This window comes from Lentilactobacillus sp. TOM.63, assembly GCF_030361045.1.
Classification (GTDB): Bacteria; Bacillota; Bacilli; order Lactobacillales; family Lactobacillaceae; genus Lentilactobacillus; species Lentilactobacillus dabitei.
Window position 1 is genome coordinate 1 of record NZ_JAUCAP010000007.1, and the last position, 26991, is coordinate 26991.

A 26991-nucleotide genomic window follows, 5' to 3' on the forward strand; every position below is an offset into this window, starting at 1 on the left:
AAATGGATGCTAAGGGATGCATTGAAGCAACGACAAGCAATATATTTGTGGAAAATTCAGGAGATAGATAAATGAGCCAGTTCGAATATGTAGCGTTAGCAGAAAAAGGAATTATTGAAAGTACTTTCGGAATTCAGCCTAATGCAGATGGGACTTTTACTTTTACCGCAATTCAAAAGTATCCTCACAAGAAAGATAAGGCTATTCAAATGCGGTTTACCAAGAATGGTTTGAGTGCCATTACTGGAATGTTACGCCTTCTTGAATCTCGGGAGGCAGACAAATGAATGATGATATGAAATTACTTAAAAGTCGGCTTGAGAAACGGTTAAAAGAAGCAGCAGCCGAGAATGGCGGTTTCATTGACCATGAAGCCATGAATGGTATTGCTGGCGGGATTATGATCGCACTATACGAAATAGACCATCTGCATGAACCAGAACTGTGATAGGAAAATTGAAAGTTTGAAAAGAAGTTGACGTTTTTAAGAAAAAAAGGCAAACAGTTAACATTGGACGTGCATGTTAACTGATGGAGGAAGACAAATGAGCGATGATATGGAAAATTTTAGTAACGAACTGGATTCAATTATCGATAATCTTTCAAAACTTGAATTTTCAAAAAAAGAGGAAGCCTCGCATCAACTGTTGGAGAGTTCCGCAAGACTTACCTCTTTGAGTAATCAGCTACTTGGTCAGATCAAGAACAATTGAATCCACATTGACTCCTCGTTTGATGGATTCAATTGTGCGCTGCGCAGTTTCCTTATAGTAATAAGTTTCACTTGTTGCCACAACTTCACGATTGTCAGCCTTGATCACAAAATAATACTGGCCATTCGTAGCCTTATAGATAACAAAATACATTGCTTCACCACCTTCATATTGGAATGACTTAATTATCCCACTTTGGCGGCGGTTACAAAAGATTAAAAAAAAGGCAAACAGTTAACATCGAACGCGCATGTTAACAGTTAGATAGTGGAGGCGGAAGAATGAATTTACTAGAGCATTATATTCAACCAGGATGGACAGTAACACCCTTATCAGATAAAGAAAAGCAAGCAATGGGTAAGTATTCTAAATTGGATTGGATCCATGTAAATGGCAAAGTGGATTGCTACGGAAGTATTAATAAATGCCAAGATACTTGGATTAGAAGCGAATGGGAAGATGCCGTTAAGCAAGGCTACTATATGGGGTGATTGAATGGCAACGGTAGACTATCAGGTTTCAAAACACTTCTACGATAGATTGAATCAACGTTTTAATGTGCCGGTAAGTGAGGCTCAAAAGTGGATTAAGCGGTTCTTTGCAAACGCCGTTAAGGACCATTGTGAAGAAAATGGGCGTAAAGCCCTATTTAAAAAAGATAACATTTGGGTAGTGACTGTCCCTCAGCAAAAGATATTAGTAACGGTTTACAGTGAAGATCGAGTAGCTGATAAACTCACTATTCAAAATGTGGAAATTAAGCAGGCGATTAGCCAAGCATTGAAGCAATTGAAATATCAGGTCATTAAACGTCAGTCTCAGCAGAATGAAGTGGCAATTCGTGAAGCTCAACTGTATAACCAAGCGATCGCACATGCTCGAAATAATCGTTTTCTAGATCAAAAATATGCTTCTCTAAAAGCGGAGATGGTTCCCATTATGTATAACCAGGCTAAGTGTGAAGATATCCTAGCTGAAATTGAAAAGATTGAAAATTATTGAATAAAAAAGCTCCCGTTTCCGGAAGCCGAGGTGATGCTAATTAATAGGCAATTTCAGTATAACATCAACTAAGGTGACAATAAAGGAGTTGCGGAGATGGACAGTGTCTTTGGCTTATTGGATAGAAAGCAAACAATTAAAAATGCTAAACAATTTTTGTGTGAGTATCAGGATTGGCAACTTGAAGCGGCGAGATTCAGTTTCTCCTTGCAGTCGCCGATAATGGATGGCATGCCAAAGGCGCAGTCAGACCCAAGACATACCCGACGAGAAGATAAGATGATTAAACAAGCCACCGCTAAGATGGAATGTGAGCTACGTTTGAAGACTATTCAACTCATGAGCTCGATTGATGACCAGAATGCCTTCTTAGCCGACCTATTGGAGTACCGATTCATTAATCACTACACGGTCAAAAAGTGCTGTGAACGCTTAGCAGAGAAGTATGATTTAAACTATCTGCCTGAGCGTACATATAACGATTATCAGAAACAAGCTTTATGGGTGTTTGCGATAGTTTGTCCCCGGGATAAATTGCGAGCAAAAAAAGTTCGCCGATAATCTGCCGACTTTCTGCCGACAATCTGCCGATGTTCTGCCGAAAACACCAGTAAAACGGGGTTATTCTGGTATCGTAGAAAAACTTAAAGATCGCTGTTGGACGTAAGTGGGTTCGATTCCCACTGGCGATCATAGACTAGCTGGGGCACTAATTTTTATCTTCTGAAAATATGATGAAACTTCTGTAATGGAATCACCCCCTCAATTTATTTGTTTGATGATCAAATCGACTTGATAAGTCTTAGCTAGTCAGTTGCCACCAAAGCCAATCGTGAGTGTAACTCCCACGGACAACTTTTGCTCGCATTTTTAACGTTTCGTTTGATTAACACAGCGAGTATCGTCCAGATGTGGAAAATCTGGGCGTTTATTTTGGAAAGAAGGTGCAGCATGAAAAAAGAAGATTTTGTTGTATTCGCAATCATGCTGGCACTCTTAATAATTTTATATTACTTACAGTTGAGGTGGGAACCATGAGAATGATACACACCAAATTTGGCTATGAGTCGCCCACAGAGGCCAAGTGTGATGGTGAGCTGAACAAATACTTTAACCAGCACAACAAACGCGAGAAACAGCGTTATTTAAACGACAAGCGAAGGAGCAAATGCCATGAAGCAAAAAGAATTATTAAAACAGATTAATCCAAAATATCTCAACAAAAAAGGCCGTAAAAAGCAAGCAAAAATTGTGGGGAAGAAGATTGTCAAAAAAATGACCAAATATTTCAATTCGGCCGATTGGGTTTCATCACAGCCAGATGTTCATGTGGGCTGCACTTTTGATGTTGATGATTATGTTAAAGCACTCCAAAGAGATCATGATGATTATTTAGATAAGATGATTAATGATGCTATGTTGCCTTACGAAAGCGGTTGGTTACAATACTAAAAGTCATTTACCCAGAGTTGAATTCATGTAATTTATAATTTTGCGTTGCAGAGATGCAGCGTTTTTTTATACATAAAAATAACTAACACGGAGGTGTGGTGATATGTAATGACACCAAGACAGAAGAAGTTTGCAAGAGAATATATTAAAACTCACAATGCCTATCAAGCGGCGTTAAATGCCGGTTATGCTAAGGCTACTGCGCATAATGCAAAACGTGAATTGCTTGATAATGCAGGAATTCAGAATTATCTCGCAAAAAAGACACAAAAAGCTGAAACAACCGCAGAAGTGACAACGGATCAAGTAATTGTGAATATCTTAAATATTGCCACTGGCAAGCTAATTACTCGGCGAACACAGGAATACGATTATCTGGAACACAAAACGCTTAAAGATAGATCATATACGGGTGCGCCAAGCTATAAAGATCAGGTTGGGGCTGCTCAGCTAGTCTTACAGATGGCCGGCAAGCTCAAAGCAGATGATGGCAACTTGATCGATGCCAAAGTTCGTAAAGCCAAAGCTGAGGCTGAGATTGCTGAAGCCAAGTTGGCAGATCTTGAAGATGATAAAGATGATCAAATGGATGCATTAACTGATATGTTGGGCAAGCTTGCTAAGAACGTTCCGAAGGATGATCAGAATGACGATTGATAATCTATTTACTAAGAAGCAACAGCAGGTTTTAAACCAAGAACTGAATAACCGTCATTGGAAATTGATGATTAATTACGGTGCCGTTCGTGCTGGTAAAACATTTGTTGATAATTTTGTTTTTCTATATGAAGTTAAACATGCTGCCGAAATTGCACGATCTAAGAAAGTTAAATATCCAATGTACATTCTGGCCGGAGTTTCAAGCAAATCAATTGCCAATAACATCTTGAATGAAATTGCTAATACGTTTGGATTGACCTTTAAATTTGACAAACACAATTCGTTCAAGATTAAATTCCCTGGTTTGCCTGCAGTTAAAATAGTTCAGACGTTTACAGGATCTATATCTGGATTGGGCGCTATTCGTGGAATGACTTCGTTTGGAGCCTACATTAATGAAGCCTCACTTGCCAATAAAGAAGTATTCGAAGAGATCCGTTCACGATGCTCTACACCAGGTGCACGAGTTGTTTGTGATACTAACCCTGATGTGCCCACACATTGGCTCAAAACGGATTATATAGATAATCCTAAGCATTCTAGCGAAATCATCAGCAATCACTTTACAATGGACGATAACACCGTATTAGATCCAGAATATGTGGCTGGTCAGAAATCAACAACTCCATCTGGTATGTTCTATGATCGTAAGATACTCGGATTATGGGTTGCTGGTGAAGGACTAGTTTATCAAGACTTTGACAAATCAAAGAATCTAATTACGCGCGCCGAGTTTGACAAACGAACTGCTGATCAACAGTTAACGTACTATTGTGGTGTTGACTGGGGATACGAGCACGATACGTCAATTGTTGTATTGGCTGATGATAATGATGGTAATACTTACTTAGTTGAAGAGCATACTGGGCATTTGGAACAGATTATGTATTGGGTCAAGATTGCCAAACAGGTTCAACAAGATTATGGGTACAATATTCCGTTTTATTGTGACACAGCCCGAGTTGAACATATTGACAAGTTCAAGGAAAATAACATCAACGCTCAGTATGCGTATAAATCCGTTTTAAAGGGCATTGAACAAGTTGCAGGGCTTATTAAGCAGCATAAGTTTATGGCTGTTCAAGAAGGCATACAGCAGTTTTTAGACGAGGTGTATCAGTACGTCTGGAATGACAAAACGGGTGAACCAGTCAAAGAACATGACCACGTGATGGATGCTATTCGCTACGCGATTGCAACACGTCAATGGAATCATGAATATAATCAGCCACACGACAATTATGATCAGCAAGATCAACTGCTCGCTGACAAAGGATTGATCGATTATCCCGATGATTTGTTTTAGGAGTGATGAAAATGTCAAAGCTAATGACAATGGAAGAATGGAAAAAACAAGCAACAACTAAGCAAACGGCATCAATGGATATGAATGTGTTTGAACCGATGCTCAATGGAAAACCGCTTGAATTTAAAGATCGTGGCATAACTTATTCCATTCCAATTGGTTTGGATGTCAAAATGATATTTGAAAGTTTAGCAAAATTAGTGAATGACAACATTAACGAAACAGATAAATCGGTCAATGACTCTAAAAAGTTGTTGGCCGTTAAATTTGCTCATAAATATTGTGAATTACACAAAAACGATGAAAGTAAGGTAAATGACAGTGGCGGAAACAAATGATTTATCAGCACATTATCGTTCAATCAATCCACAGCCAAATTCCATTAACTTATTAAATGGTCAACGTTATGGTAATCGATATGCATTTCAAACTAATCAATCATACAACATTCCAGTATCCTCATGGCAACCAATTAAAGATGATCCAAATAAATTTCAAAAGTTAGTGCAATGGTACGTCAGCGATCATTTTAATAATCAATTACCGCGCATTTTGGAGTTAGAACGTTATTACTTAGCCGATAATAATATTCATTACTGGTTGTCTAATAAGCGTTCTAATCGGGCTGACAATCGGATATCAAGCGCTTTAGCACGATACATTACCAATATCCAAGTTGGTTATGAGTTTGGAACACCGCTGACTTTTGGTTATCAAAATAAAGATGATGAAAACGACACTGGTGAAAATGTTATTCAGGCTGTTGATGATTTTAATCAAACTAATGATGAACCATATCATGAAAAGATTATGGGTAAAAATTTGGCAAATGTTGGGCGGGCATATGAATTACTGTATGTACCTGAAGGAACTAAGCAACCTAAGATTACGGCGATTGACCCCAACAGTGCATTTGTCGTTTGGTCTACCGATGTAGAACCTGTAGAACTATTTGCTGTTCGTTATTATGCCGTGAACGTTGCTGATGAAACGTATTATCAAATTGAGGTATACACCGACAACCACATTTATCACTTTACTGCTGACGCCAATCCTGATTCTGATTGGACATTAACGAGTGACGAGGAACACTATTTTCAACAAGTACCGTTAACTGAATATCGGTTGAATGAGGAACGCGTGGGCGCTTGGGAAACTAAGCTGGATGAAATTGATGCTTATGACCAAGCTATATCTGAAATGGCGAACTCACAAGAAGATCTTAGCAACGCAATGCTGATGGTTAATGGGAAAGTTGCTAATCAATCTGGCAAGACTGAACAAATGTTGGATCCGAAAGGCCAGCCAGTATATCTCGATAATGTGAGTGGCGGCTATACAAACCAGTCAACGACAAAAGGCAAACCTAACTCACCGGTTATGGTTCAGAAAGTTTTAGATACCAAGGCCAACGTGCTTTATCTAAAGCCATACGTGCATGATAATCCTAATGGTTCGCAAACCATCAGTAATACTTCAGCAGCCTATTTAACCAAGTCATTGAATGCTAGTGAGTGGCAGATATACATTCAGCAGTTGCTATCTGATATTCATAAAGACACTAACACACCAGATACAACAGATCAGAACTTTGCAGCCAACGCCTCTGGTGTTGCTATGGCTTATAAACTATGGGGATCCGATCAAGAAATGGCTATGTCAGAAACGCTTTATCAGCGGGGATTGCGAAGACGGCTAAGGCTATTGGCAATTTATTGGAACTATGTTTCAAGCACAGGTATCAAAGTGACGGATGACATTAATCCAGCTGACAATGTAACCATTACGTTTACGCCAAACCTGCCTAAGAACAACCAGGAAACCATGACATTGATCCAAGGCTTGAATCAAACTGGCAAGTTCTCTGCACAAACATTACGTGAATTAGCCGAACCGATTACCGGGATTCCTGCTGATCAGGAACAAGAGCGATCTGCTGATGATGACTCTCAGCAAGATGATCGGACCGCCACACTGATTGCCAATGCACAAGCTAAGGCACAAAAGATGAACAACGGATCGGGTGATGATGATGACAACGATCAAGCAGGAGCGCAAGAAGATCAGCAAGATGATCCAACGGGACAACCGCAACAATCAGACGATTGACGGTTTTTATCAGCAAGCCTTAAGTATCATTGGTAATCATCTCCAAGAGTTTTATAACGAATATGCTGATGATAATGGCTTAACTCTTAATCAAGTGTCTCAACAGGTTAATTCCTGGGATATTCAGAGCTTTTACCAAGCAATTAATGAAATGTTAGCTGATGCTAGTCCTGACGATGAGTTATCTAAACGCTTGCAAGCAATCTTTGCCCAAGCATCTATTTCTCGGCGTGATATGTTGGGTGCAATGATTGGCGCCGGTATGAGCATTGCTACAGCAAAAAGTGAATCATTTGCAGTTAATGAACTCAAACAGCAGTACATCAACGGATATGAGGACTCTAGCCCTAATAAGTTAACAACGGTCCCAGCTAAAGTAGCCAACCAAGCTGAGTATTCTCAACGAATTTGGGTGCATGGCGACGTCATGACGACACGAATGAAAGAAACCCTGAACAAGGGATTGAGTCGCGGCATGCAGAAATCAGACATCAATAAGATGACCCGCAGTATTCCTCAAAGCGGTGATCGAATTGATGACAATTTAGCAACGCCTATGAATCAGATGCTGTCCAGAATTCATACGTTAACAACTAATGAAGCTATACGCAATAGCAACAGTGGTAAGAACAGGGCGTATGATGAACAGAATGTTCAGTATGTGATGTGGCTAACCGAGGAAGATGGCCGTGTTTGTTATATTTGTAAACCACTTGATAGACAAAAATTTGCCTATGGACGAGCACCGATTCCAATCGCGGATACTCACCCAAGGTGTCGTTGCCAGCTGGTAGCCTGTGATGAAGATGGAAATCTGCTGTCTGGTGAACTTGATAGGGTGCTTGATGAACATGAAACTTAAAAACTAGTTCTTTGATTTGCCTTTTTCTCAATTACAGGCGTTAAAGAATAATTGATTTAGTTATTGCACTTACAAACAATTCAGTCTACGGACTTAAAAAAGGAGTTTTGATGATGAAAACAAATTTGCAATTCTTTGCTGATCCAAGTAATGACCCTGAACCAACTGATCCAAAGCCAAAATCTAACGATCCTGCTCAAGATCCTAAAGATTCCAAGCCAGCTGGCAAGACCTACACACAGGATGATATTGGCAAGATGATGGCCTCTAAGGCTAAAGAAGTAGAAAGCAATCTGCGGGATGATTTTGAAAATAAGCTGAAACAAAAGGAACAAGAATGGCTTGAAAAGGGTGAAAAGCGAGCCGGCATGAATGCTAGTGAGAAGGCCCAAGCCGATTTAGAAGAGCAACGACAAGCTCTAAAGGAGCAACAAGATCGCCTTCAAGAGAAGTTAGATGAAGCGAACCGTAAGGATGCTTTAGCTGCAACTAAAACTGTTCTAACTGACAAGCACATTCCAGCTGAATTTGCGGAGTTTATTAGTGATGTTAAAGAAGATGTTCGTAACAATAACTTAGATAAGTTTACAAACTTGTTTAATAAAGCAGTTCAAGAAGCTGTTGAAAAGAAAGTTACGGGTAATCAATCACCACAGAATGGTGGTCAACAATTTAACGCTTCTATGACACGCAAAGATTTTGCGCAGATGAGCCTTGAAGAGCAGACTAACCTTTATCGTCAGAACCCAGATTTGTACAACAAACTTAAATAGGAGGTGTAGGTAATGGCCGTAATTAACGGAAAACCTACCAATTTTAGTAATTTAATTGAACCAAAAGTTTTTTTGGACTGGATCTATCGTCAAAATACTCAAACTAATCGATTTGTTCAATCCGGTGTCTTGAAAAATGACCCAGTATTAGGTGGCCGATTGCTTCAACCAGGACGAACGGTTGAGATTCCTGCAATGAATGATTTAAATGGTGACGCTGATGAATGGAATGACACTAAAGATATTCAAACTAATGGTGTTGATTCTGCTATGGAAAACGGCATTAAGATGTATCAAAACAAGTCATTCGGTAATACTGACTGGGGAGATTTAGTTTCTGGTGCAAGTACCCAACAGCAGATTGCTAATCGTTTTGGCAACTGGTGGACTCGCCAAGATACAAAGCTTTTGCTGGATACTGTTAAAGCCACTTTCAACAACGCAGATATTGCAACTGCCAAGACTTATGGCGTTGGCGCTGAAAAGGAATTATCTGCCGCAGACTTTGTTAAAGCACTTGCCCGCATGGGTGATGTAATGGATAACACGCTGTCAACTTTAGTTGTTAACTCAGCAGCTTATTCAGAAATGCGTGAACAACAATTGATTGAATACCTGCAACCTGCTGGCGCAGCTACTCCAATTGCCACTTATCAAGGTATGAGCATCATTCAAGATGATAGCATTCCGGTTGCTTCTGATGGAACTACTTATGCACTCATCTTCGGCCCTGGAGCCATTGATTATGCAGCGGCTACTCCGGCTAATGGCCTAGTTGTTCAACGTGACGAATTCCAAAAGGGCGGCATGGTAGCCATTATTCAAAAACGGGTAGTTACTTGCCATGTGGCCGGTACTAACGTTGATTTAAAACAGACCAATCCTGATACCTACCAAGCTGATTTGAAGGCCGGCACTAAACCACTGTTTGCTGTTTCTTATGATCCACGTAACATTCAATTGGTTAAATATGGCTTTAAAGTTGGAAAAGATTATGTTGTTCCAACTATTAATTCACCTAAAGCTTCGGGTACGTCAGTTAGGGGATCCGGCCTTGGTAAATAGGAGGTAATCAGCGATGGCTGAAACACCCACAATCGTTGATGTGAAAAGCGATTATAAAATTTTTCAAAGCTTCAGTGATGACCATATTACTGAAAGAATTAATGATGCAATCGCAAAAGCTCAGCATGATCAAATTAGTGATGACGCGTTAGCAAGGGGAATTATCTCTTGGACGCGTCATTTATTATATACAGACTGGTTTATGAACTATGGTGGTGTTCAGTCTGCTGGCACCTTTGGCAATACCCAAACTATGGTTAACTTCAATGGCGTTGATCCCTATTTACAAGAATATAACCAAATAGTTGATGATTATGGTGTTTCAGATGATATGGGAGCCGTGTGGACAGAATGACAGAGGACTTTAATCATTTAACCAGTGGCATTGAGCAGCTGGAAAAGTTGCAGAGCGTCAGATTATCCATTGGGGTGCCCTGGACTAACAGTCGTTTGAATATGATCGCTCTAGTTAATGAATATGGGGCGGATATAAAGCCTAAAAATAAAGCATGTCTAATCATTCCAACTAAAGAAGCCAAAGGGCGTAAGCCCGGACAGATTGCTAATCTTTTTCGGCCCAAGCCACCACATAATCATGTTCTGGCGGTCCCAGATAAATCGCAACCTTATGGAATGCGAGTGATGTTCATATTAAAGGATGAGGTGCATATTCCACCACGTCCTTTTTTGCGCTACACATTTGACCACTATCTTGATAATTGGACTGAACTAGCTGCTGATTTGGCATTTAAAGTATTTGTTGGAGAGATAAATTATAAGGACACTTTTCCTGTTTTAGGCGATGCTATTGTCAAAGATATTAAGCGAACCATAAAAGAATTTAGCAAACCCAAAAATGCACCATTAACAATTGCGAACAAAGGATTTGATGATCCATTGATTGAAAAGGGCGAGTTACGTGACTCCATTCATTGGATTACAGAAAGGATTTGATTTTATGAGTAAAGAATTAGTTGTTGTAGAAGCTGCTAAAGGTACTGACGGAGCTTATGTAAAACCGGACCGTAGCACTGAAAAACCAGACAATATTGCATTTTTGCCTGATGATTCTGCTCCCTATGTAGTTCATATTACTGGCTATGATGCTGGCGATAGTATTCCCGATGGAAAATATTATGTTGCTTTTTATGATCCAGATATTCAGAAATTCTTAGGACAATTTATTGCCGTGCCAGGCTTCACCGTTGCTGGTGAATCAACCCCTGGAAATGTCCAAGTGACACCAACAAAAGTTGGTGGTGACGTAAGCTTGGGTGATCAGAGCACCACACAAGCCTCAGATGCTCCTTCCACTACTAATGGTCAAGCAACTACTGGTAAGTAATCATGGCATTTCAGAACTTTAGCAACTTTGCTTTTATGAACGATCAGTTAGCTGAAGAATTAACTATTACCGTTATTGGGAAAGATACTGGTGAAACAGATGATCTCGGGAAACCGATTTTGGGACCGAATGTGGTCTATCACGTTTCCGAAGTAATAACAAATACAACCAACCCTAACATGACGTACAGCCAGGAAGACGGTGGCCAATTACCGGTTGGCACCTTATATTGGTTATCTCATATGGTAGCTTGTCCTAAAGGAACGATAGTCCAACGATCTAATGGGTCAAAGTATGAAGTAGTCAATCATGCAGATGATTTACACGCTGGAATGACTTACTACCAGATAAAAGAGGTTGGTACTAATGAGTAACGATTTTTATCATGCTTTCTCGGCCGCCTTGGTTGCCGAGATTAAGCAATACTTCCCTGATATCCCAGTACGTCCACAAAGTGTCAATAACGTTCAGCCAGCATATCCCTATATCACTTATAAGATATACGATGACTATGATCGGGTATTGTTTAGCGATGTGGAAAACGAAACGTTTGATTTGCATGTTCAATTTAAAGCTATTTCAAGTGATGAAATGGAAGCTAAATCATTAGGACATCAGTTACGAAAATTGTTTTTTCTACAGCAACCTGAATATGATTTGCTTCAAAAAGGCATTGTGGCTAAAGACTGTGATGCTATTCCACCAGTTGATCAATATTTAGATGTTGACTGGCAATTCACGGCGGGAGCCGATTATACGTTTGAAGTTCAAGACAACTTCACTGATCAGACGCAAACAGGAAACATTGCTAGTGTTAATCCAGAATTTAATATAAAAAAAGGAGCTGAATCATAGTGTCAGATATTGTTAAACAAACCACTGATGTACATTTCATTGTTGCTATTCATGCCTTAACTAATCCGAATAGCGCCCCATCGGTAGCAATTGCTACCAAAAATACCGATGCTACTACTAAGAGTCATATTTATGATGACTTGGAGAGCTTATCAGCAGATTATGCTGAAAGCACAGGTGTCTACGCTCAAGCAGCGGCGATGTTTGAGGTTAATGGCTTTCGCGGGCCTATTGAAGTTATTGCATATCCTAATGTGGATTCCAGTACACCTTCAGGGGTTAAATCTCAAGGAACGGGTCACGGTGGTAAAGTTACGGCTACTCCAACACCTGGAATTGTTGTTGGAATTACCCAGCATTTATTTGATGGTTTCAAATATTTAGTGCTTGATGGAGCATCCGAGACCGAGATCGAAGCGCTTTCTGATTTCCTATATGATAACCAAAGAATTATGTTGGTAACTCAGCCAAACTCGGTTACCACACTGAAAACGTTAGCAACTCATGTTGCTGGCTATCAAAAAGTAAAGGACCGGTTAGGTAACACTGCTGCAATCGTTGAAACGGCTAAGGATCGTTATCCTGCTGCTCAGGCGGTAGCGTACGCTGCTGCTAACCTACCAGTTGATTTTCAGCATATTGGTAATCTTTCACAGTTTGAACCAGATGCTGATTTAACAACCGATGATTATGATACAATTGCCGGTTTAAATGCCACTTTGGTCGTTAATAAGGCTGGCGATTATATGCTGTTAAATGGTAAAGCACTCGCTGGCAATTATATTGATCAATTTGTTCATACTCAATTAGTGATTGATACATTGCAAACTAACTTGCAGAAATATCTTAACCGTAAGAATTTCCCAATTTACAATGATTTAACAATCAAAGAGATGACACAGACTATCAACGCTGTTAGCACAAGCCTATTACAAATGGGTGTGCTGTACACGGCAATTGATGTTAACAGTGTTCCTCGAGCCAAAGTGTTAAACAGTGACGTCATTGCCCGTAAATATAACGGGTTTAGTTTAAGCGCTCAAATTGCTGACGACATTGATACAATTAATGCCAAACTTGATTTGACTTTGTAAAGGGAGGGAAATACTAATGGCAATCACATTAACTAATGGTAAAGAAGTCAATCTTTACTCTGCTCGCTTCCTCCATATTTATTTACTGTGGAAGAACCAATCTAAAGAACTTGGCGGTTTTCAAAATGGTGAAGCATTCAGTTCACAGAGAACGAGTGCTGATACTACTATGCAAGGCGATTTTCATTCGAATGTTATGTTTTTTGATACAGAAGATGAAACTGGGAAAATTACCTTAAACACCTACCCAGGAACATCTACGACAGATATTCTGTTCTATATGTATCATGCTCAGCATGACTTAATGGAAGAAGGTCCATTAACTGCTGATGATTTGTTCGGGTTGAACATTGTTAATTCATCAACTGGTGAAAAAATTACCGCAGAAGGCTGCCGACTCGCCGGCTTGCCAGCTAACCAGGGTAATGAAGCAGCATATTCATTGGCATGGTCAGTTTTGGTTGGTTACTATCAAAATACTGGTAATAATCCAGACGATTCAATGTTTTCTTAAATTAAAATGGAACAGGGGACTACCACAGTGATAGCCCTCTACATAAGGAGTAAATTAAAATGGAAAATAGTGAAAAAAAGCTTGAAGCCGTAATGGGCAATGAGATTCATAAAACAGTTGAATGGAAAGACGACAAGGATAAAAAACACACAACAAAGATCACTTTACAAGATCCAGGTATTGGAGTGGCTACCCAAATCATGGATTTAATGAATGTCGGCGACGATAGTTCTGATTACGGTAAGGCGTTTGAGATGTTGATGCAAAACGTCTTGGTTAGTCCGCATTTGGATTATGGTAGTTTGAATCATGAACTGCCAGAAAAATTAACTAAGAAAACCGTTATTAAGCAAAACAGTGCTGGTGATGAAGTAAAGATTAATATGGTCTTTCCGGATTATCGTACGGCCTTACAAATCTTCATGATGACTAACCGTCCTTCTGGGGCACTTAATATGCACGACACCTTGGTTTCTCTTGATAAGGAAGTTCTGCGTACCGATGAAAAAACACCGCAAATTGTTAAAATGAAGTATTGGAATATTGGTGAACATGGTTCTGGTTTGGGCGCTACGGCTTTGAGTGAGGCTCAATCATATCTTGGGACGTTGTTGGCACGAAACGGCCTGCTAAATATTTTGATGGAATCGTTTCGCTTTCTTGCAACAACGCTACGACCAAAGTAATTCCAAATATGTTAATGAATTTGGCAAAATCGATGATCGGTTGGCAGAAAAAGAAATCAATAAAGATTTTCTGGTTATGTCAGTTGAATTGGGAATCAGTGAAGATCAGATTAATTTGATGAATCAAGATGAATATGTTCTCAATCGAGCCAAAGCTAAATTAGTTCGGCAAGAAAAAGAATCGGTTATCGCTCAAGGTGTGTATTATGGCATGGCTAAAATATTAAATGAAATGTTTGGGAAAAAGAAGGGAAAATAAAAGGAGGCAGAGCATGATGTGCAATAAAAATGTGATTCCAGAAAATAAGAATTTCCAAAATCACAAATATAAATCTATTTTTACTGGGTTAACATTCAAAGGAAGTCCCGTTTCCAAGCAAGAGTATGAACGTCATTACCAAGAATATGTTGCACGATGCTCTGGTTAGAACCCGAAGTCAGTCAATAAGGATTTTGAACGAGCTTCGTTGGAGTATGCATTAGAGAATTCGACGATAGACATTCTAGTTTTATTGATTTCTGGATCTAAAACTTTAACAAGTTGCTTCAGTGATGCGTCGGTTTTAATGGCAATCTGGTTGGGAAATATTTGTAACCAACGTCCGGAATTATCTTCGAGCTTTCCACGAATTGCTACAGACAATTCGTTATTGTCATCATCACTAAGGTTCTCAAATGTAACAAGGTATTTGTGCATCATGTATCACCACCCTTAATGGAATGTTTTCATTATCCCACTAAGGAGTTCAACATAAAAAGATTAATTAGAAAGGAGGTAAATAGTAATGGCTGAAGCAAAAGAAGTTCGTCATGCTGGCATTGGACTTGATCTCAGTATAAATGGACTAGACGATTTCAAACGGGCTAACAGCATGATGGATGACTTCCTGGAGACAATGAAAGAAGCCTCTCGAATTACTGATAAATTCAAAAACAATTTTAGTGGCTTTGGTGGTAAGAGTAGTGACGAAGTCAGAAAGACTCGTGATGCAGTCCAAGACGTTTATCACAGTATGGATTCTGCAAAGAATGAAACAAACCAGGTCACTGAAAATGTTCATAAAATGCAGCAAGAATTTAAGTATACGAGTGATGCCGCCAAAAAAATCAAGCTGAATTCAGGACTGAATAGCGATATTAATAAGAGTACTGAAGAAGTTAAAAAATTGGCAAAATCGGCTGACCAATCAGGCAATAAATTTAACGAAATGTTTCGAAAATTACGCAGTGGATCTTCTGAGTCTAACGGTTCATTTAGTAAGTTGCATGATTCAGCTAAAAAAACATTTGATGAAGTCCATAAGGGGACTCATTTTTTGAGAGATGTTGTGACGGCCAGCTTTATTTCTAATGCGGCAATTAACACTTGGTATTCTTTGAAATCGGGAATAGGGTCTGCACTTAAAGCGGGTGAAGAGTATGACAAAGAACAACAAGTTATGCATGCCACATGGAACACTTTAACTGATTCATCTGTTAAAGGTAATCGCATGGTTAAAGCTATTAATAAGATGTCAGTTTCCTTTGGCCAATCAGCTGGATTGGTGAATGAGTTGAACCAGCAATTCTATCACGTCCTAGACAAACAAGGCCCAACTGATCGTCTGACCAAGTCTATTTTGACAATGGCTGATACTTTAGGCATGGGCGCTGAAAATACAAAGCGCTTAGGGCTCAACTTCACCCACATGATGGCTTCATCTAAAATGCAGTTAGGTGATTTCAACATGATTTCAGATCAGTTGCCAATGTTTGGATCAAAGCTACTAGCCTATGAACGTAAGGCAATGCATAATTCCCATCTTACAATGAGCCAATTGCGAAAGGATATGTCTGCTGGCAAGATCAGTGCCAAAGATGCCGAAAATGTTATGAATTCATTGGGCAAAAAATATGCTAAAGCCTCTGAAAATATGATGAAGACTCTTCCAGGGATGGAGCGAGTTATGTCTGCTCGAGGAGCAGCGTTATTTGGTGCACTTGAAAAGCCTTTTATGAAGGCCAAAAACCCAATCTTTGGTGCAATCTCTAAGTGGGTTTCTGACAAAAAGACTGAAAAGGAATTTACTAAAGTTGGAACCGCTGCTTCTAAGGGATTGAATACCATTACGCAATCTTTTGCTAAAGTATTTAATCCTAAAGAAAGCCCTCATTTGGCTAATAATGTGATGAATAGTATTGCTAAGGGTGTTACTAATGTTTCTGATACAATTGCCCATCATGCTAGATCAATAGTAGAGTTCTTTAAAAGCCTATATTACACTGTCAAAATTCTTAAAGATGTTGGGGTTGGCTTTGCTAAGGGCTTAGTTGCAGGATTAAGTGCCATTATGACTCCGATAGGGAAACTAGCTGGTAACAGCAAAAAGATTCATAGCTTTTCAGATGCACTAAAAAGTATTACTACCCATAAGAAAGGTTTAGAGGATATTGGTAAGTTGTTAGCTGGCATTTGGGCTACATCGAAAGCTATGAAAGGGGTCTCTGCAACAAAAAACTTTTTAGGGTTTGGCGAAAAGAGCGGTTTGATTCTTAAACCTAAAGTTAATGGAAAAAAAGGTGAAAAAGAGTTAACGTTATTTGCAAAATCGATTCGAGGTACTACTAGAGCAATTGGCCGAGGCCTCAAGTGGACAGCTAAGCTTGCTTATAAAGGTGTAGTTAAAGGACTATCATTCATTAAGACTGCTGCCATTGCAACTGGAAAAGGAATCGGTAAGAGCCTCAAGTGGACAGCTAAGCTTGCTTATAAAGGTGTAGTTAAAGGATTATCAGTCCTTAAGAGGGCTGCCATTGCAACTGGAAAAGGAATCGGTAAGAGCCTTAGATGGACAGCTAAGCTTGCTTATAAAGGTGTAGTTAAAGGATTATCAGTCCTTAAGAGGGCTGCCATTGCAACCGGAAAAGGATTCAAGTTGGCGTTTAACTTCTTAAAAGCTAATCCTTTCATCGCAATTATCACAGGTGCTATTGCCGTTGGTACAGCTTTGTATGAATTATATAAGCACAACAAGAAGTTTCGTAAATTCGTCAACGGTTTAATTTCATGGGCTAAGAAAGCTTGGGAAGGCGTAACTAAATGGTTTGGAAAGCTAGCCAATGGCGTTCGTAAATATATTAATTATTTGGTCAAAGATGTCAATAAACGTTGGGGCTGGCTATTCAAGGATATGGCCAAAATAATTAAGGACGCTTGGCGTACTATCAAGCACCTTATTCAAGTAATTGTTGACGTGTTTACTGGTAAATGGGGTCGACTTGGTAAAGATATTGGTAAGCTAACCAAAAGCCTTTGGAATGATGTTAAAGATCTATTTAAGATTGGTTTTGATTGGGTTAATAAACTAACCGGCGGCAGACTAGGAAAAATTATTAAATTCTTTAGCAATGCTTGGAAAGATATCGGCAAGGGATGGAAAGACTTCTGGAATGGGATTGATGATTGGTTTAGTAATCTTTGGAAAGGGATTGTTAAGCACGTTCGGAATGGTATCAACGACATCATAAAAGTTCTAAATGATGGCATTGGTTTAATTGATGGAGTTATCCACATGTTTGGCGGTTCAAGTAAAGCAATCGGTAAGATCGGTTATGTTCACTTTGCTAATGGTACAGGGATGCTTGGCAATCAACGTCATGAGATTACGAAACCAACTTTAGCAATGCTAAACGATGGCCATGACTCACCTGAAACTGGCAATCGTGAAATGCTGATTCATCCTAATGGTATGAGTGAACTGATTAAAGGAACTAATGTTAAGCGGTTGCTTGAACCGGGCGCTGAAATTTTGAACGCTTCTGAAACAAAGTTTGCCTTATCGCTGAATGGGATTCAGCATTTTGCTACTGGTGGACTATGGAATGGCGTCAAGAAAGTTACTGGTAACCTATGGAATGGCGCTAAGAGCATTGGCTCATCGGTTGTTGGCGGTGTTGAAAAAGGATTCGGAGCAATTGGTAACTTCGCTGGTGGCGTTGTTAAGGCCACTAAGAAAGTATTTGATACCGTTAAGTCAATTGTTAAGGATCCAAGTAAATATTTAACCGGACTGCTTAAAAAGCCATCTGGCAAGGGAACTGTTTTATCAGACTTTGCCAATGGCTTTTTTGGTAAGATGAAATCCTCAGCTACTAATTGGTGGAAGTCTCTTTGGGGGATGGTTAATCTGGATGGAGGTTCTGCTGGTGGTAACTGGCGGCATAATCCTGGACTGTCTGAAACCAATGGGTTTGGGGCTTCTCGTTCATTCGGTAGCCATGATGGTGTTGACTTCTCTGGCCCCCTTGGCTCAGCTATTAGCGCGGTACATGGTGGGACGGTTACTCACGTTGGACGCCCATTGCACGGCTGGCCTTACAGCCAATTGGATGATGTTATTACGGTTGCTTCAAATGATGGCTGGCAAGAAATCTATCAAGAATTTGGTGGAATGAACAACGTTAAAGTTGGCGCGGGAGATGCCATTAAGACTGGACAAAGGATTGCTACCCTTGGCCGTTTAAACGGTGCTGGTAGTGGCTCACACGTCCATATTGGGGTATCCCATGGTTCTCTATGGAACCACGGAGGTTCTTCAACCAAAGGCTGGTATGACGTAACTAAGATGCACGGTAAATCTGATGGTTCTCCTAAGTCTAGTAAGAAACCAGCTTCTAGTGGTATTCAATCACTAATTAAGGGACAAGTCGGCAATGGATTCTTTAAATTTATGTCAAAATTGGCTAGTAAATTCGGAGATAATGCTGCTGGCAGCTATGGTAATCCTGCTGGCGACGGGGTTAGTCGCTGGCGCAAATACGTTGTTAAAGCCTTAAAGGCAAATGGTTTTAGCGCTTCACCAACTCAGATATCTGCTTGGATGCGGGTCATTGCTCGTGAATCAAATGGTAATCCCAAGGCGATTAATAAATGGGACTCAAACGCTAAAGCCGGACATCCGTCAAAAGGACTTGTTCAAACTATTGACTCAACTTTTTCCGCTTATAAATTCAAGGGACACGATCAAATATATAACGGCTTTGATGATCTTTTAGCGGGTATTAACTATATGAAACATATTTATGGTAAAGGCCCATCCGCTTTTGCAAGGGTTTCTGGCCCCAAAGGCTACGCTAAAGGCGGCCACATTAACAGAAGTAAATTATCGATTGTTGGCGAGAAAGGCTGGGAGTTATTTAAACCAGATACAGCCGGCACCGTTATTCCACATGAAGCTTCTGAAAAGATCTTTAATGGTCAAAATAAAAAAGTGTCAATTGATGCTCGAACTAATTTGACTATTCAAGGCCATGCTGATAGTTCAACAATCAATAAAATTGATGAACGAATTGAAAAACGTAATAACGATCTCGTTGAGAAAATGCGTCAGTTACTGGGCTCAAATGATGAAGGAGGCCTTACGGTATGACCAAAAAATCAGCAACACATTCTGTTAAAGGCAAGACTTTAACTTATTTGCAGAAGAAATCAACCGAATGGAAATCAACTGTCAGCAAAGATGCTGACCAAATTGATAACGCTAAAAGTATTATTGATAAGGCCAAAGATAAATTAGACACTTACGATGAATATTTGCAAAAGCAAAATGGGTACAACAGTCTTAAAGATGCCTATAATGCCAAACAAGATGAAATTGATAAGCAGAAGAAATTATTGAGCAAAACCAAGAAATCTTCTAAGAAAAAATCGATTGAGTCAACCATTAAAGACCTAACTAAACAGAAAAAAGAAGTCTATCAATCAATTACTAAGCTTACCAATACTGCTGAATATCAAAAACAGTTAAAAGCTCGCACAAAGGCCAATCATTCGATTAATGTTGAAAAGAAAAAGATTAACGACATTAATGCAAAAAAGACAAAGGATAAGAAGGTTTATCAGACTTATCACAATGCTTATGTTGCTAAGAAAAGGTTGGAAACTAATAAGAAACAAACTCAAAATCGGTCTAAAATTAGCGATAAAATTGCAGCTGCCAAGAAAAAATATAAGATACATAAGAATATGTATCTTAATGGGTTAACAACGATTCAGCGGACAGATGCAATGACTAGTCGAGTTTTTATCTTAGGTGAATCAGATCCATCTGAAACTAACGAACAGGATGTTCCAACTAACGAAGTAGATAACTCAGATCCTCGAACTAATTACAGTGTTCGAAGTTCCAAACAGTTATCAGGAACGTACTATTTATTTGGCAAAACGAGTGATTTAGATACACAATTTGGAATCTTACAAGGTTGGGCTAGAAAGGGCGTTGAGGTTACAGTACGTGGCTTTTCTAAGTGGGCACACGCTTACCTGTCTTCTGTTGGTAAAACAGCCAACACAGCAGGAAACAAGAACTCACTGGCACTATCACTAACTTTTACGTATGCTATGAAGTCCAAAATTGATTATGCTAAAAAGAAATCAAAGAAAAAAACTAAGTCAGCAAATACTAAGAAAAGTGGCACCAAGAAAACCACTCATAAAACGACAACCGTTAAAACAGGGATGACCTATTGGTCGATTTCGCAAAAAACGGGAGTAAAAGTTTCTAAGTTGGAAAAGTTAAATAAGTGGCCAGCCACTTCGATCCCAGTTGGGGCGAAAGTGAGGTATGAATAATGCCAGTACATGACTATATTCCAATATCACCTGCTGACATTCCTTATCAGCAAGAGATTGATTTAGACTCAGGAAGCTATTTATTTGGATTCCAGTGGAATGAAATTGATCAGTCACTTACGGTAGATATTTATCAACTCGATGGTACACCAATCTGGCTTGGTGAAGTGGTAACTTTAAATCAACCTTTATGGCGCGGTATAAATGCTCCAGGACTTCCAACTGAAACGATTATTCCAATGGATGAGTCAGGAAATGAAGATGAGATTGATCTTGGAAACTTAGGTGATACCGTGCAGTTATGTATTGATGATATTCCGGATGGTGAGGATTAATGGCAGAAAAAACTACAAACAAGGGTTACTATTGGGGATATTCAACTACTTTAGTTATTAACCATAATGGTAACAAGCTAACACTCTCAGAAAAAAATAATGTACCGATTAATTATGATATTCCTTCTGATGATGGTGGCAGTCCCGCTACCTGTACGGTAACCCTGTTTAATTTATCAAAAACTCATTTGGCTAAGATTAATCAAAATGATCACATTATTGTTTACAGTGGGCCTACTGATCTATACGGTAAATTAACTGAAGGCACGATCACACAAATTTCTCTGGAGACCCCCAGTGGCATGGATAAGGAAACCCAGATAACCTTTGAAGAAGGGCGCGATTATTCAAAGGATAAGCGCCTTTACAGTAATTTTAATGGTTCGAAAATGGTAACTCATACCGTTAAAACCAGTAACGGAAAATCAATTTCATATAAGAAACGAAAGATCAGCAAAGTTAACATTACGTTCAAAAAGGGCATCAAAGCGAGCCAGATTATTGACCGGATTAAACGCGAAGCTAAAATTGAAATTTCAGCAATTAATTTAAAGAAAAATCATGTTTTCAAAAAAGGATATACGCTATCAGCCAAACCCTTGGCAGCTATTCAAGCAATTGTAAAGGATTGCGGGAGCGTGGTCTATTATCGTAAGGGCGCCTTATATATCGATGATGGTGTGAAGCCTAATCCTTACAATGAACATCTTTATCTCACGATGCATCATGGATTGACACAAGAGCCAACCTATAGTAGTGATAATGACGGTAAACCGACATGGACTTTAGAATGCTTTGATGATCCACGTGTTTGCGCAGGGTCAGCAGTTTATGTGAAGTCGACCAATCTTACTGGTCTTCAAAGAGTAAAAAGTGTTGATCATACTCATGACCAGGACTCTTATAAAATGGAGGTGGTAGTTTATGCCTAAGAAAAGAAAAGTTGCAATTGATGCCAAAAATAAGCAATCCAATTTTTTGAAAAATGAATTTTTGGAATTTTTTAAATCAGAAGTTAATTGCCACACAATCGGACGGGTGATTTCATATGATAAGGCTCATCATCTTTGTGATGTTCAACCACTACCACTTCAATCAGATGGTGATAAACGAGCGGCTTTAACTGAAGTTGTTGTTCCTGCATCAGTTTGGCAAATGGACACCTTCTTTAAAAAAATTTGTACCAATAAAAATGTTAATCTCAATGGTTATAAACCAATGGCAATTAGCTCGGTTGTCTGGGTTGGCTTTTGTGATCGTGAGATGGACAATTGGTCTGGCAAAAACAACTATAAAATCGATACCAAAAGAATGCATTCGATACAAGATGCGGTGATTGAGGCGGTGATTGAACCATGATTGCATTTGGATTAGACAGCACCGGTGACTTGGATTTTAATCCAAACACTGGTGCTTTTAATATGGTCGAAGATGATGATGAAATTGCCCAGAAACTAAGCTTGCTATTGAACATTAATATTGCTGAATTGCTTTGGAATGAAGATATTGGTCTTGATCATAACGAATTACTTGCTAATGCAGATGACCAAGGGGTTATTCAGTCAATTCTATCTGACTATCTGCAAGAACAATGGCCCGATACTTTTGATTCAGTTGAAATTACTAATTTCGAAGCTAATCAACAACAGCGAATTACTTCACTAGAAGCAACGGTTACCCTTACAACTGGTGAAACTGTCACGAGCAGTGTTAGCGTCGATGATCAAGGAGATGAAGATGATGCCACTAACAGCTAATGGATATGATCGTCCTGAATTGGATGATTTACGAAACGATATCAATGCTTTGTTTATTAAATATTTTGGCGATGGCATTGATCTAGATGATGAGCAGACTCCGGGAATGATTGCTGGCATTTTGTCAGAAGTTGATGACACGTTGGAAAGTTTGGCCCAGGGGGTTTATAACTCCTTTTTTGTTTTGAAAAGTTCCGGAGCAAATCTGGATGATTTGGCGGCCGAAATTAGTGTTTACCGTAAACCGGCAACTAATGCTTATGTTTATTTGCAAATTGATGGTTATGTAGATCCGGATTCGCCAACTGTTATTCCAGAAGGGACACAGTTTTCTACCCCAGATGGTCAACTATTTTCAACCTTGGCAGATATTATGATTACTAAGCAAGCAACATATGTTGATAGTGGTAGAAACACTCAGCCACTGATTGATGATGATGGCAATCCTTTGGGCCGGAAAACGGTTCAAGCGGTAGCTATAGATACTGGGACAGATTCAAATGTTATGCCGGCCACTATTGTTAATCCAGTTAATTCAATTGACGGTTTTTATGCAGTTACTAACCTGCAAGCAGCCACAGGTGGCACGGATGCAGAAACTCATGATGCATTACGGCAACGAATTTTAGATAACCGTAAAAGTGCTGAGAATAGTACGCCTAATGGTATTCAAACGGCCATTAAAAATCTAACTGGGGTAACTGATGTTCGTTTGGTCAATAACAATACAATGAGTAAAGACAGCTATGGGAATCCTCCCAAATCAGTTCACCTTTACGTAATTGGCGGTAATGATAGTCAAATTTCTCAAAAATTCTTTGATGTTTTACCGCCGCAAACTAAAACTATTGGATCCGTAATCGGTATGGCAACAGACGTAGGTGGTCGTCAATATGCCGTTTCGTTTGATCGGGCTGAGACGGTACCAATTTATGTTGAATTGGATTTGAATGTTAACAGTACGGTTTTTGATACTGATAATGGGCCAAAAATCATTAAGACTAATATCTTAAATTATTTTGATACTCTCAATATGGGTGATAAAGTTCTTTATTCAAAACTATTCGGACCCGGATATTCACCTGCTGGTGTGACTGATGTTGCTGTTAAATTAGGTACAAATCCTAAAGCATTGGCAGAAACGGATATTAGTGTCAGTGATTTTCAACTGGCGGTTATCAGTTCTGGAAACATTACGATTAACGTGACTGAAAAATAAAGAGGGGCGCTAAATGTATCAAACCGAAACGGATTTATCTGATAATACTTTACGAAACTGGTTAGTTTCAATGTTTCCGGCGATTATGAATCAGGAAGATGAATCAAATAATCAAAACTTATTAAATTTGATCGCTGATCTCCTTAATGAACATAAAAATGACTTGCTCAGTATATCAGATCAGGTTTTGTTAAATAATGCCAGTGGGCAAACATTAACAGATATTGCCCTGGACTATGGCATCAATCGGCTAGATGATGACGATGATTTTTTACGATTTCAAGTTCGTTTACAATTATTGAAAAACCATATGGGCATTACAACTAATGATTTAAAAATGTTGATTGCAACGGTTTTAAATATTGGCACAGATGTGTTCGACATTAACGGTACCGATAATCCAGAAGAAGTCGAAGTGACCAATATTCCCTTTGATTTTAATTCAGGTGACAAGGCAGAAGTTAAACGTAAAATTTTAACCAATGCTATTCAGTCGATGCTGCCACCAGAATATTTATTAAAGGATCTGCAGTATGCAACGACAGTTAACAACCAGCTTTATGTAGGAGTTCATGCCCAGTCTTATCCACAAATTACTGTTGAGGAGATGATTTAATTGGCAACGCCAAACGTAGGGATCTTAACGAATGCAGGTAAAAATTTAATTGATCGAGTTAATGCTGGTCAAACTAAAATTAGTTTTAGCAAAATTGTTTTTTCCAGCATGAATAATAATCAACTAACTGATGACCAGATAAAAGCATTAACTACAGTTGCGCCACAAGAAGTTGTAGTTAATAATCCAAAAGTTACTCTAGATAATAACACTGGTGAAACTCGAATTCGAGCAACTGGTAATAATAAAGCATTAAATGATGGCGTTTATGTTAAAACTTATGCTGTTTATGCTAAAGATGATTCAGGCAATGAGATATTATATGGAATTACGGTATCTCCTAATCCTAATTACTTGCCAGAATATGATGGTGTAACCCCGCAAGCGGTTACTTATTCATACAAAGTAAATATTAGCAATACCAGTAAGATCACTTTTACTAATTCAAATGATATTTATGTTTCAGATACTGATTTAGCTGAGGCATTACAGCCTTATGCCAAGACAGTTGACGTTAATCAACAACTAGATAAAAAAGTTAATGTAGCTGATATGCGTAAACCAGCTAGCGATGTAGCGGGAATTGAAGAAGTTAATGTTAAACAAGATAAAATTGGCTACACGCCTGCTGACGATTCCAAAGTTGTTCATACAGCTGATATGCGCAAACCAGCTAGTGATGTAGCGGGAATTGAAGAGGTTAACGCCAAACAAGATAAGATTGGTTACACACCCGCTGACGATAGTAAAGTTGTTCATGACAATCACGATAATACAATCACGGCAAATAATTTGACTTATGACCTTTCCAAATCTGGTCTTACATCAATTAGTTTTTATAATTCTGGTTCATTTAATGATTTACCTTTAGGGACTGTTTTTGCAGGTTCTGCAATGGCGGATGGTCCTGATAAAACTCATACTTTTATCACCACTACATTTTACTTTAGTGGTTGGAGTGGTAGAAAAGCACAAATAGCAATTGCTGATAGTGGAAATCTCATGTACTTTAGAGTTTATATGGGTATAAAATGGGAGAGTTGGACGTTATTATCTGACGACAGTAAAGTTGTTCACAGCACAGATATGCGTAAACCAGCCAGCGATGTAGCGGGAATTGAAGAGGTTAACGCCAAACAAGATAAAATTGGTTACACACCTGCTGATGACAGTAAAGTTGTGCATAAAAGCGGTGCTAACAACTTTAATACCGTTCCAACAGTCAACAATAATCCGTTATTACTAGCAAGTAGCTTACCATCTGACCTAGCACGAACAGGTTCAAATCAAGAGTTTACGGGTAAAAATACTTTTGATACTGCGCCAATTGATAAGACAACTGGTCATCCATACATCACTAAAGACGGTGTCCCAAGTGACGTTGCCCGAACGGGACAGGCTCAAACATTTACAGCTGCACAGACATTCAGTATTGCGCCAACTATTAAAGACGCCTCGCAAGATAAGGGGGATACTCAGGCCGCTACTATGGCCGATTTGAAAAGCGTTGAAAACTCGGCTTGGCGCCCGGTAAAGCTATCGAGTGATGCTCAGAATATGAAATTCTCAACAGCTTTTTATCAAAAAAATGATAATACAAAAAAATTTACTTTGATTGTTATGGGTGATCCGGAGGGAACTAAATCTGTATTTTCTACACCGAAATTATTTTTTACTGATCCTGATATTAAAGCGTTTATTGGTTCTGTGTCAGTTGCTGCAGGGGAATTTAACAATGGTCATGGCCTAGCTAACTCATTATCAATCGACCTGACAATTAAGGGCAATTCACTAATGTTCACAACGGAGTTTTGGGTTGACAGAGTTACGGATGATACAACAAGTTTTTTGAGTAATCATCCGTATGCGATTCTTGCTTGGAGTGGGTATCAGATAATTACTGGAAAATATAAATAGAAACAAGGAAATTAATTATTTTTCAAAGACAAAATAAAGGAGGAAAATTTTTATGACATATTGTGTAAAACTTGACGCCGATGGCTGGGTATTCAATTTTG

The 26991-nt window shown here is 39.0% G+C and carries 34 protein-coding genes; 32 read left to right on the forward strand and 2 right to left on the reverse strand.

Annotated features, from left to right (window positions below; genetic code table 11):
* Window positions 1-71 precede the first annotated feature (71 nt).
* The 3 genes from QUF07_RS02190 (at window position 72) to QUF07_RS02200 (ending at window position 713) form a co-directional block, all read left to right on the forward strand.
* On the forward strand, window positions 72-287 hold the full coding sequence (locus tag QUF07_RS02190) for a hypothetical protein (protein ID WP_289426692.1): 216 nt from the start codon (window positions 72-74) through the stop codon (window positions 285-287).
* Window positions 284-448, forward strand: a complete 165-nt coding sequence (locus tag QUF07_RS02195) for a hypothetical protein (protein ID WP_260151839.1) — start codon at window positions 284-286, stop codon at window positions 446-448. The genes QUF07_RS02190 and QUF07_RS02195 overlap by 4 nt, the downstream gene beginning before the upstream one ends.
* Window positions 449-545: 97 nt before the next feature.
* Window positions 546-713 (forward strand): hypothetical protein, encoded by a 168-nt coding sequence (locus tag QUF07_RS02200; RefSeq protein ID WP_172884984.1) that lies wholly within the window; start codon window positions 546-548, stop codon window positions 711-713.
* Here the strand turns inward: QUF07_RS02200 and QUF07_RS02205 are convergent.
* The gene (locus QUF07_RS02205) at window positions 687-866 is read right to left on the reverse strand and encodes a YegP family protein (RefSeq protein WP_065203722.1); all 180 of its coding nucleotides are present in this window, start codon (window positions 864-866) and stop codon (window positions 687-689) included. The genes QUF07_RS02200 and QUF07_RS02205 overlap by 27 nt on opposite strands.
* Window positions 867-994: 128 nt before the next feature.
* Between QUF07_RS02205 and QUF07_RS02210 the strand changes: the two genes are divergently transcribed.
* The 20 genes from QUF07_RS02210 (at window position 995) to QUF07_RS02305 (ending at window position 14695) form a co-directional block, all read left to right on the forward strand.
* Window positions 995-1204: a hypothetical protein gene (locus QUF07_RS02210; RefSeq protein ID WP_065203721.1), complete on the forward strand. Its 210-nt coding sequence runs from the start codon at window positions 995-997 to the stop codon at window positions 1202-1204.
* Between the two features lie 4 nt (window positions 1205-1208).
* Window positions 1209-1715, forward strand: a complete 507-nt coding sequence (locus QUF07_RS02215) for a hypothetical protein (RefSeq protein WP_265170823.1) — start codon at window positions 1209-1211, stop codon at window positions 1713-1715.
* 96 nt (window positions 1716-1811) lie between these two features.
* Complete coding sequence (locus QUF07_RS02220; protein ID WP_289426693.1) at window positions 1812-2276, forward strand: hypothetical protein; 465 nt, start codon at window positions 1812-1814, stop codon at window positions 2274-2276.
* 612 nt (window positions 2277-2888) lie between these two features.
* Complete coding sequence (locus QUF07_RS02225; RefSeq protein ID WP_289426694.1) at window positions 2889-3167, forward strand: hypothetical protein; 279 nt, start codon at window positions 2889-2891, stop codon at window positions 3165-3167.
* Window positions 3168-3275: 108 nt separating this feature from the next.
* Window positions 3276-3824, forward strand: a complete 549-nt coding sequence (locus QUF07_RS02230; protein WP_289426695.1) for a terminase small subunit — start codon at window positions 3276-3278, stop codon at window positions 3822-3824.
* Window positions 3814-5133, forward strand: coding sequence for a PBSX family phage terminase large subunit (locus tag QUF07_RS02235; protein WP_289426696.1), 1320 nt, complete (start codon window positions 3814-3816; stop codon window positions 5131-5133). Before QUF07_RS02230 ends, QUF07_RS02235 begins: the two co-directional genes overlap by 11 nt.
* 11 nt (window positions 5134-5144) lie before the next feature.
* On the forward strand, window positions 5145-5471 hold the full coding sequence (locus QUF07_RS02240; protein ID WP_289426697.1) for a hypothetical protein: 327 nt from the start codon (window positions 5145-5147) through the stop codon (window positions 5469-5471).
* Window positions 5449-7242 carry a phage portal protein gene (locus QUF07_RS02245; RefSeq protein WP_289426698.1) on the forward strand — a complete coding sequence of 598 codons (1794 nt, stop codon included), beginning with the start codon at window positions 5449-5451 and terminating at the stop codon, window positions 7240-7242. Before QUF07_RS02240 ends, QUF07_RS02245 begins: the two co-directional genes overlap by 23 nt.
* The gene (locus QUF07_RS02250) at window positions 7166-8104 is read left to right on the forward strand and encodes a phage minor head protein (protein ID WP_289426699.1); all 939 of its coding nucleotides are present in this window, start codon (window positions 7166-7168) and stop codon (window positions 8102-8104) included. Before QUF07_RS02245 ends, QUF07_RS02250 begins: the two co-directional genes overlap by 77 nt.
* A 113-nt stretch (window positions 8105-8217) precedes the next feature.
* Window positions 8218-8877, forward strand: a complete 660-nt coding sequence (locus QUF07_RS02255) for a DUF4355 domain-containing protein (RefSeq protein ID WP_289426700.1) — start codon at window positions 8218-8220, stop codon at window positions 8875-8877.
* 12 nt (window positions 8878-8889) lie between these two features.
* The gene (locus QUF07_RS02260) at window positions 8890-9942 is read left to right on the forward strand and encodes a phage major capsid protein (protein WP_289426701.1); all 1053 of its coding nucleotides are present in this window, start codon (window positions 8890-8892) and stop codon (window positions 9940-9942) included.
* Window positions 9943-9955: 13 nt separating this feature from the next.
* Window positions 9956-10297 carry a hypothetical protein gene (locus QUF07_RS02265; protein ID WP_065493117.1) on the forward strand — a complete coding sequence of 114 codons (342 nt, stop codon included), beginning with the start codon at window positions 9956-9958 and terminating at the stop codon, window positions 10295-10297.
* Window positions 10294-10896 (forward strand): hypothetical protein, encoded by a 603-nt coding sequence (locus QUF07_RS02270; RefSeq protein WP_289426702.1) that lies wholly within the window; start codon window positions 10294-10296, stop codon window positions 10894-10896. The genes QUF07_RS02265 and QUF07_RS02270 overlap by 4 nt, the downstream gene beginning before the upstream one ends.
* Before the next feature lie 4 nt (window positions 10897-10900).
* Complete coding sequence (locus QUF07_RS02275) at window positions 10901-11287, forward strand: hypothetical protein (RefSeq protein ID WP_289426703.1); 387 nt, start codon at window positions 10901-10903, stop codon at window positions 11285-11287.
* Window positions 11288-11289: 2 nt separating this feature from the next.
* Complete coding sequence (locus tag QUF07_RS02280; protein ID WP_289426704.1) at window positions 11290-11661, forward strand: hypothetical protein; 372 nt, start codon at window positions 11290-11292, stop codon at window positions 11659-11661.
* Window positions 11654-12142: a phage neck terminator protein gene (locus QUF07_RS02285; RefSeq protein WP_289426705.1), complete on the forward strand. Its 489-nt coding sequence runs from the start codon at window positions 11654-11656 to the stop codon at window positions 12140-12142. The genes QUF07_RS02280 and QUF07_RS02285 overlap by 8 nt, the downstream gene beginning before the upstream one ends.
* On the forward strand, window positions 12142-13236 hold the full coding sequence (locus tag QUF07_RS02290) for a hypothetical protein (protein ID WP_289426706.1): 1095 nt from the start codon (window positions 12142-12144) through the stop codon (window positions 13234-13236). Before QUF07_RS02285 ends, QUF07_RS02290 begins: the two co-directional genes overlap by 1 nt.
* 16 nt (window positions 13237-13252) lie before the next feature.
* Window positions 13253-13750 (forward strand): hypothetical protein, encoded by a 498-nt coding sequence (locus QUF07_RS02295; protein WP_289426707.1) that lies wholly within the window; start codon window positions 13253-13255, stop codon window positions 13748-13750.
* Window positions 13751-13809: 59 nt separating this feature from the next.
* A complete protein-coding gene (locus QUF07_RS02300; protein ID WP_289426708.1) occupies window positions 13810-14436 on the forward strand; it encodes a hypothetical protein in 627 nt (208 codons plus the stop codon).
* Complete coding sequence (locus QUF07_RS02305) at window positions 14411-14695, forward strand: hypothetical protein (protein WP_289426709.1); 285 nt, start codon at window positions 14411-14413, stop codon at window positions 14693-14695. The genes QUF07_RS02300 and QUF07_RS02305 overlap by 26 nt, the downstream gene beginning before the upstream one ends.
* A gap of 165 nt (window positions 14696-14860) precedes the next feature.
* Here the strand turns inward: QUF07_RS02305 and QUF07_RS02310 are convergent, their stop codons facing one another.
* Window positions 14861-15136 carry a hypothetical protein gene (locus QUF07_RS02310; protein WP_289426710.1) on the reverse strand — a complete coding sequence of 92 codons (276 nt, stop codon included), beginning with the start codon at window positions 15134-15136 and terminating at the stop codon, window positions 14861-14863.
* 85 nt (window positions 15137-15221) lie between these two features.
* Here QUF07_RS02310 and QUF07_RS02315 point away from each other — a divergent pair, with 85 nt between their 5' ends.
* The 9 genes from QUF07_RS02315 to QUF07_RS02355 are packed head-to-tail and all read left to right on the forward strand — an operon-like array spanning window position 15222 to window position 26890.
* On the forward strand, window positions 15222-19844 hold the full coding sequence (locus QUF07_RS02315; RefSeq protein ID WP_289426711.1) for a tape measure protein: 4623 nt from the start codon (window positions 15222-15224) through the stop codon (window positions 19842-19844).
* Window positions 19841-21046 (forward strand): LysM peptidoglycan-binding domain-containing protein, encoded by a 1206-nt coding sequence (locus tag QUF07_RS02320; RefSeq protein ID WP_289426712.1) that lies wholly within the window; start codon window positions 19841-19843, stop codon window positions 21044-21046. The genes QUF07_RS02315 and QUF07_RS02320 overlap by 4 nt, the downstream gene beginning before the upstream one ends.
* Window positions 21046-21381, forward strand: coding sequence for a phage baseplate plug family protein (locus QUF07_RS02325; RefSeq protein WP_084999140.1), 336 nt, complete (start codon window positions 21046-21048; stop codon window positions 21379-21381). The genes QUF07_RS02320 and QUF07_RS02325 overlap by 1 nt, the downstream gene beginning before the upstream one ends.
* Complete coding sequence (locus QUF07_RS02330) at window positions 21381-22313, forward strand: hypothetical protein (RefSeq protein ID WP_289426713.1); 933 nt, start codon at window positions 21381-21383, stop codon at window positions 22311-22313. Before QUF07_RS02325 ends, QUF07_RS02330 begins: the two co-directional genes overlap by 1 nt.
* The gene (locus QUF07_RS02335; protein WP_289426714.1) at window positions 22306-22740 is read left to right on the forward strand and encodes a hypothetical protein; all 435 of its coding nucleotides are present in this window, start codon (window positions 22306-22308) and stop codon (window positions 22738-22740) included. The genes QUF07_RS02330 and QUF07_RS02335 overlap by 8 nt, the downstream gene beginning before the upstream one ends.
* A complete protein-coding gene (locus QUF07_RS02340) occupies window positions 22737-23138 on the forward strand; it encodes a contractile injection system sheath initiator (protein WP_289426715.1) in 402 nt (133 codons plus the stop codon). Before QUF07_RS02335 ends, QUF07_RS02340 begins: the two co-directional genes overlap by 4 nt.
* Window positions 23119-24357 carry a baseplate J/gp47 family protein gene (locus tag QUF07_RS02345; RefSeq protein ID WP_289426716.1) on the forward strand — a complete coding sequence of 413 codons (1239 nt, stop codon included), beginning with the start codon at window positions 23119-23121 and terminating at the stop codon, window positions 24355-24357. The genes QUF07_RS02340 and QUF07_RS02345 overlap by 20 nt, the downstream gene beginning before the upstream one ends.
* Window positions 24358-24370: 13 nt before the next feature.
* Window positions 24371-24973: a hypothetical protein gene (locus tag QUF07_RS02350; RefSeq protein ID WP_289426717.1), complete on the forward strand. Its 603-nt coding sequence runs from the start codon at window positions 24371-24373 to the stop codon at window positions 24971-24973.
* Complete coding sequence (locus tag QUF07_RS02355) at window positions 24974-26890, forward strand: hypothetical protein (protein ID WP_289426718.1); 1917 nt, start codon at window positions 24974-24976, stop codon at window positions 26888-26890.
* The last annotated feature ends 101 nt before the right edge of the window (window positions 26891-26991 follow it).

What these genes read in the sequence shown, in the direction of transcription:
- QUF07_RS02190 (WP_289426692.1), top strand. Translation starts at nt 72, where the DNA reads ATGAGCCAGTTCGAATATGTAGCGTTAGCAGAAAAAGGAATTATTGAA.
- QUF07_RS02195 (WP_260151839.1), top strand. Translation starts at nt 284, where the DNA reads ATGAATGATGATATGAAATTACTTAAAAGTCGGCTTGAGAAACGGTTA.
- QUF07_RS02200 (WP_172884984.1), top strand. Translation starts at nt 546, where the DNA reads ATGAGCGATGATATGGAAAATTTTAGTAACGAACTGGATTCAATTATC.
- QUF07_RS02205 (WP_065203722.1), bottom strand. Translation starts at nt 866, where the DNA reads ATGTATTTTGTTATCTATAAGGCTACGAATGGCCAGTATTATTTTGTG.
- QUF07_RS02210 (WP_065203721.1), top strand. Translation starts at nt 995, where the DNA reads ATGAATTTACTAGAGCATTATATTCAACCAGGATGGACAGTAACACCC.
- QUF07_RS02215 (WP_265170823.1), top strand. Translation starts at nt 1,209, where the DNA reads ATGGCAACGGTAGACTATCAGGTTTCAAAACACTTCTACGATAGATTG.
- QUF07_RS02220 (WP_289426693.1), top strand. Translation starts at nt 1,812, where the DNA reads ATGGACAGTGTCTTTGGCTTATTGGATAGAAAGCAAACAATTAAAAAT.
- QUF07_RS02225 (WP_289426694.1), top strand. Translation starts at nt 2,889, where the DNA reads ATGAAGCAAAAAGAATTATTAAAACAGATTAATCCAAAATATCTCAAC.
- QUF07_RS02230 (WP_289426695.1), top strand. Translation starts at nt 3,276, where the DNA reads ATGACACCAAGACAGAAGAAGTTTGCAAGAGAATATATTAAAACTCAC.
- QUF07_RS02235 (WP_289426696.1), top strand. Translation starts at nt 3,814, where the DNA reads ATGACGATTGATAATCTATTTACTAAGAAGCAACAGCAGGTTTTAAAC.
- QUF07_RS02240 (WP_289426697.1), top strand. Translation starts at nt 5,145, where the DNA reads ATGTCAAAGCTAATGACAATGGAAGAATGGAAAAAACAAGCAACAACT.
- QUF07_RS02245 (WP_289426698.1), top strand. Translation starts at nt 5,449, where the DNA reads ATGACAGTGGCGGAAACAAATGATTTATCAGCACATTATCGTTCAATC.
- QUF07_RS02250 (WP_289426699.1), top strand. Translation starts at nt 7,166, where the DNA reads ATGACAACGATCAAGCAGGAGCGCAAGAAGATCAGCAAGATGATCCAA.
- QUF07_RS02255 (WP_289426700.1), top strand. Translation starts at nt 8,218, where the DNA reads ATGAAAACAAATTTGCAATTCTTTGCTGATCCAAGTAATGACCCTGAA.
- QUF07_RS02260 (WP_289426701.1), top strand. Translation starts at nt 8,890, where the DNA reads ATGGCCGTAATTAACGGAAAACCTACCAATTTTAGTAATTTAATTGAA.
- QUF07_RS02265 (WP_065493117.1), top strand. Translation starts at nt 9,956, where the DNA reads ATGGCTGAAACACCCACAATCGTTGATGTGAAAAGCGATTATAAAATT.
- QUF07_RS02270 (WP_289426702.1), top strand. Translation starts at nt 10,294, where the DNA reads ATGACAGAGGACTTTAATCATTTAACCAGTGGCATTGAGCAGCTGGAA.
- QUF07_RS02275 (WP_289426703.1), top strand. Translation starts at nt 10,901, where the DNA reads ATGAGTAAAGAATTAGTTGTTGTAGAAGCTGCTAAAGGTACTGACGGA.
- QUF07_RS02280 (WP_289426704.1), top strand. Translation starts at nt 11,290, where the DNA reads ATGGCATTTCAGAACTTTAGCAACTTTGCTTTTATGAACGATCAGTTA.
- QUF07_RS02285 (WP_289426705.1), top strand. Translation starts at nt 11,654, where the DNA reads ATGAGTAACGATTTTTATCATGCTTTCTCGGCCGCCTTGGTTGCCGAG.
- QUF07_RS02295 (WP_289426707.1), top strand. Translation starts at nt 13,253, where the DNA reads ATGGCAATCACATTAACTAATGGTAAAGAAGTCAATCTTTACTCTGCT.
- QUF07_RS02300 (WP_289426708.1), top strand. Translation starts at nt 13,810, where the DNA reads ATGGAAAATAGTGAAAAAAAGCTTGAAGCCGTAATGGGCAATGAGATT.
- QUF07_RS02310 (WP_289426710.1), bottom strand. Translation starts at nt 15,136, where the DNA reads ATGATGCACAAATACCTTGTTACATTTGAGAACCTTAGTGATGATGAC.
- QUF07_RS02315 (WP_289426711.1), top strand. Translation starts at nt 15,222, where the DNA reads ATGGCTGAAGCAAAAGAAGTTCGTCATGCTGGCATTGGACTTGATCTC.
- QUF07_RS02320 (WP_289426712.1), top strand. Translation starts at nt 19,841, where the DNA reads ATGACCAAAAAATCAGCAACACATTCTGTTAAAGGCAAGACTTTAACT.
- QUF07_RS02325 (WP_084999140.1), top strand. Translation starts at nt 21,046, where the DNA reads ATGCCAGTACATGACTATATTCCAATATCACCTGCTGACATTCCTTAT.
- QUF07_RS02330 (WP_289426713.1), top strand. Translation starts at nt 21,381, where the DNA reads ATGGCAGAAAAAACTACAAACAAGGGTTACTATTGGGGATATTCAACT.
- QUF07_RS02335 (WP_289426714.1), top strand. Translation starts at nt 22,306, where the DNA reads ATGCCTAAGAAAAGAAAAGTTGCAATTGATGCCAAAAATAAGCAATCC.
- QUF07_RS02340 (WP_289426715.1), top strand. Translation starts at nt 22,737, where the DNA reads ATGATTGCATTTGGATTAGACAGCACCGGTGACTTGGATTTTAATCCA.
- QUF07_RS02345 (WP_289426716.1), top strand. Translation starts at nt 23,119, where the DNA reads ATGATGCCACTAACAGCTAATGGATATGATCGTCCTGAATTGGATGAT.
- QUF07_RS02350 (WP_289426717.1), top strand. Translation starts at nt 24,371, where the DNA reads ATGTATCAAACCGAAACGGATTTATCTGATAATACTTTACGAAACTGG.